This window comes from Rhodococcus sp. IEGM 1241, assembly GCF_033142365.1.
GTDB lineage: Bacteria > Actinomycetota > Actinomycetes > Mycobacteriales > Mycobacteriaceae > Rhodococcus_F > Rhodococcus_F erythropolis.
Map to the genome: position 1 here is coordinate 38103 of NZ_JAWLSE010000016.1, position 4194 is coordinate 42296.

General features: G+C 59.8%; 5 protein-coding genes. All 5 read left to right on the forward strand.

Features of this window, described 5'->3' with window-relative positions; translation table 11 throughout:
* The first annotated feature begins 376 nt into the window (after window positions 1-376).
* Window positions 377-1294 carry a ParA family protein gene (locus tag R4P70_RS30620; protein ID WP_019750059.1) on the forward strand — a complete coding sequence of 306 codons (918 nt, stop codon included), beginning with the start codon at window positions 377-379 and terminating at the stop codon, window positions 1292-1294.
* 65 nt (window positions 1295-1359) lie between these two features.
* The gene (locus tag R4P70_RS32790) at window positions 1360-1659 is read left to right on the forward strand and encodes a ParB family protein (RefSeq protein WP_411742496.1); all 300 of its coding nucleotides are present in this window, start codon (window positions 1360-1362) and stop codon (window positions 1657-1659) included.
* A gap of 79 nt (window positions 1660-1738) precedes the next feature.
* Window positions 1739-2833, forward strand: coding sequence for a DUF2637 domain-containing protein (locus tag R4P70_RS30625; RefSeq protein ID WP_317833452.1), 1095 nt, complete (start codon window positions 1739-1741; stop codon window positions 2831-2833).
* Between the two features lie 83 nt (window positions 2834-2916).
* Window positions 2917-3579, forward strand: a complete 663-nt coding sequence (locus R4P70_RS30630; RefSeq protein ID WP_317833454.1) for a TetR/AcrR family transcriptional regulator — start codon at window positions 2917-2919, stop codon at window positions 3577-3579.
* Window positions 3576-4194: TetR/AcrR family transcriptional regulator (locus R4P70_RS30635; protein ID WP_317833456.1), on the forward strand; the 619-nt coding region annotated here is incomplete at its 3' end. The genes R4P70_RS30630 and R4P70_RS30635, both read left to right, overlap by 4 nt.

Here is a 4194-nt window from a genome sequence, read left to right on the forward strand (position 1 = left end):
AGCATTACTGTCAATAGCAGTAGAGAGTTGAGGGCGAGCTCCGGGGGGACTGTAATCCCAGTAACACCAGTAATGCCAGTAATGCCGTCAATATTGATGGGGCAGTCTCGGCTTGTTTCGATTCTCTGCAAACCCGCCTGCTGTAATGACAGTAATACTGCTATTGGAAACATGCAGGTCAAGCTGATGCCACGGCGAAACTGTGCGTAATGCCAGCATTGCTGCCATTACTGGTTTTGAGGCCAGATGTGTTGCTACAACCTGACCGATGGCCGATAGCAGCAATACTGTAATTACTGCTATTGATTGCATTCCTGGCGATGGCGTGGAATGCTGGTAATACCGTTAAATGTGCCAGTGCTGTCGAGGGAGAGCAATGCAGACCGACTTTCACGAAACACGCAAAAGGGTGATCGCCGTAATCAACGGCAAGGGTGGTGTCTTAAAGACGACCCTGACAGCTAACGTCGGTGGAGAACTGGCAGCGTCGGGGCAGAAAATTCTGCTCGTCGACCTCGATCCTCAGGGGAACCTCGCCGAAGACCTCGGGTACACCAGTGAAACCGGCGATGACCAGGGAAGGTCGCTTGCTAGCGCAATCGCTTTCGGCGGTGACGCAAAACCCATCGAAAATGTTCGCGCGAATCTCGATGTTCTCCCTGGGGGAGTTCACCTCGAACAAGCAACAGCAGCGCTTGCCGCTATGGCATCCAAAGATCCCGATGGCGCAAAACTTGCCCTCGCGAGGGTCCTTGCTCCAATGGCGCCCGCATACGACATGATCCTCATCGACTGCCCCCCCGGCGACGAAACCTTGCAGACAGCAGCGCTAGCCGCCGCAAAATGGGCATTCGTGCCAGTCAAATCCGATGCGTCCAGCCGAAAAGGGATGGCAGCCGTTGCACTACGCATCGACGCTGTCGCTGCAATCAACCCCGACCTCGACCTACTGGGCGTCGTTCTCGTAGCCGTCGGTACATCAGCGAAAACCGTGCTCAAGCAAGCCAGGTCTGCAATTGCAGAGGCGTTCGGCAACGACGACGTCGTTTTCACTGCCACCGTTCGTCACTCAGAAGCGACAGCCCAAGCAACACGCGAGCGAGGCATGCTCGCAGCCGAACTCGACGCAGTCGTCCGAAGCGGCCCGAAATGGTACGACGTCATCAAAGGCAACGCCGAGCCTCAGACTCTCGCACCGAAATCGTCCAAATCCGTTGCAGACGACCTCTTTGCAGTTGCGCAAGAAGTTGTCACCCGCGTTGCAACAGCGGAAAGAGAGGAAGCACGGGTATGAATGACCGGCCCGAACGAAAGCTCACGGCGCTACCTCCGCGGAACGTGACTGGTGACCTGTCTCGAATGCAGAGGTCCAACCGCACGGCCGCACAGGTCCCGCCGCCTCCACAGCCCACGCCGAGAGCTGTGGAAAAGCCCAAGCCCAAACGTATTACGGTCTACGTCGATCAAGTCGTATTCAGTCGCGCCCGAGGTGCTTACCGAAACACCAGCCACCTTGAGGACGACAAATCCTGGTCGCAATTCGTAGAGAAAGCACTAGCGGCAGAGGCAGAACGCCGGGAAACCGCGCACAACAGCGGAAACCAGTACGAAGCAGAGACCGGCGCACTTCCCAGCGGGCGCCCCATCTCAGACGACTGACCCACACATCGAAGGAGCCTCGCCGGTTGCACCCGACGAGGCTCCAGACCGGGAAACCCTGGAAGGAAAGAACCCAGTCATGACCGACTTTAGCCTTCGGGCAGCTCGTATTCAGCTAGGCGCATTGCTTGCTGCACTCGCACTCGCGATCGTCATTGCGCTCGGTATCACCACCGGCGCATTCGTACTTTCCTTCGCCGTACAACGCGACCTCGCACGGCAAGCACTGATCCCCGAACACCTGACTTGGATCTTCCCTGCGATCGTCGACAGCGCCATCCTCGGGGCCACCATCGCCATCGTCATCATCAGCAAGCTCAACATGAACAAGCGCGACCGAGGCTTCTACATCGCACTCGCCGTCAGCGTCGTCGTGATCAGCATCCTCGGAAACGCCTATCACGCCTATCACGCAGCAATCGCCGCACAGGAGTCGATCGATGGTGGGGGAGACCTTGGTTTCATTCCACTGGCGCCGGCCATTGCAGCGGCGATAGCGATCATTCCGCCGGCCCTGGTCTTGGCGTTCACGCACGGAATCACAATCCTGGTGAAGGCAGTCGGAATGGCCTACGCCGCTTACCGTGTGATCGTCGAAAATGCCACCGACAGTGAGAATGCAACGAGTATTGCGTCTGACCTCACCGTAGGCCGGGGACCGATTCGCGTCCCTGCGCCCCGCGAGAAGTTCGCCCCCAATATTGCGGAGCATCGGGAGTCGGATCTAGACGTAGACGCAACAACGGCGGATGCGAAGGCCGGCCACGAGGACGCTGTTGCGGACTTTGCGGAGCCGTTTTTCGTGGACGAAACGATGAACGACCTGGACGAGATCCTCGACTCCCAAGACACCGCTGCGGAGTTCCCAGCCCGCCGCGACGCCGAAGAAGCACAGGGCGACACGGAGGCGGGCATAGACGATCTCATGGCCTTCATTGCCGGGTCGGATCTCGCGAAGAACGTGAAGGACACGGCAGTCCGCAAGCTCACGAACCCGAACCTCACGTGGGAGACCATCGCTTTGGAATCGAAGCCGCCTGTCGCGACATCGACAGCGTGGCGCCGGTACGAGAAGTTCGATACCGCAGCCCGAGAAGCAGGCTTCGACAGTCCACCATTGCCCGACCTGCGAGCCGCCGAGAACCCGATGCGCAGCGAACTCACCACCGTTTGACCCACACCCGCCAATGAAAGGGTGGCCCCGACAGTGCTACGAACACCGTCAGGGCCGATGACCACAGAAAGCATCTGTGACCAATGAACGATCATAACGAGCTATCCGAAGGCATCGACCACGGAAAAACAGGCCGCCCACCGATGCAGCCGCGAGCGAAAATCACCCGAGAAGCGATCCTCGAGGCGTCCGCAATCCTGTTCAGCAAAACGGGATACGCGGGCACCACCATCGACGACATCGTCACACTCGCCCCGGTCACCAAGGGAGCGATGTACTTCCACTTCTCGAAGAAAGAATCCATCGCGAGGGAGATGCTTCGCCGCTGGTCCGACGCAGTCACCGCGACAGTCGGGAAAGCGATCGCAACCGGTCAACCCGCCGACCGGCAAGTACTGATGATCTACCGCGAACTCGCCCGCCGCACCCAAAACGAGGCGATCATCCGCGCCGGCCTCATCCTGTCCGTCGATCAGTCACTCACTGAGGCCCACGCCACCTACGAAGCGTGGACCGAAGCCCTCACTCCGATCGTCGTCGACGCTATCCGTTCAGGCGCCCTCGACTGCGCCGAAAGCATGTCCAGGCTCGCAGACACTCTCTGCGCCGGTTTCGTCGGCGCTGTGCAGGTTGCCGCTAGCCTCGACGAGAACCACACCATCACCAGACGAGTCGACGATCTGCTGCTGATGTGGCGCGGAACCGACCCGGTGTCCGTCCGCATGGTCGAAGGAGCATCCCTGTGAACAGCCCCAACGAACCGGCACACACCCCGGAAGGTACTGCCACCACGCCAGCCCGCCCCCGGATCGGCCGCGCCGTCGGCAGCAAGAACTCGGTGCCCCAGGCCCGTGCAGTACGAACACGAGAAGCGATCATCGCCGTCGCGGCACGGCATTTCGACACCGACGGATACGGCCACACCAGCATCAACACCATCAGCGCTACCGGAAAATTCGCCAAAGGCGCAATGTACTACCACTTCCCATCCAAGGAAGCGATCGCCGAACACCTCATCTCGGACTGGAACCGCACCCTCGACGAAACCATCAGCGAAGCACTGACGTCCGGTTCGAGCAGCACGGCAGGGGAGAAGCTGACAGCGATCTTCACGTCCCTCGCTCGTCAGATCGCCGAGGACACCAACGTGCGGGCCGGAATGAAACTCACCCTCGAACCCACCATCGACAGCGGCGCGGCATTCGCACGCTGGGTCGACGCCATCAGTGACATCATCGAAACAGCCATCACCGCCGGCGAACTCACCAACACGTCCACCACACGCCGACTCGCATGGAACCTGTGCGCCGGCACCCTCGGAGCCGTCAACGCATCAGCGATCCTGCACGAAAACGTCGACC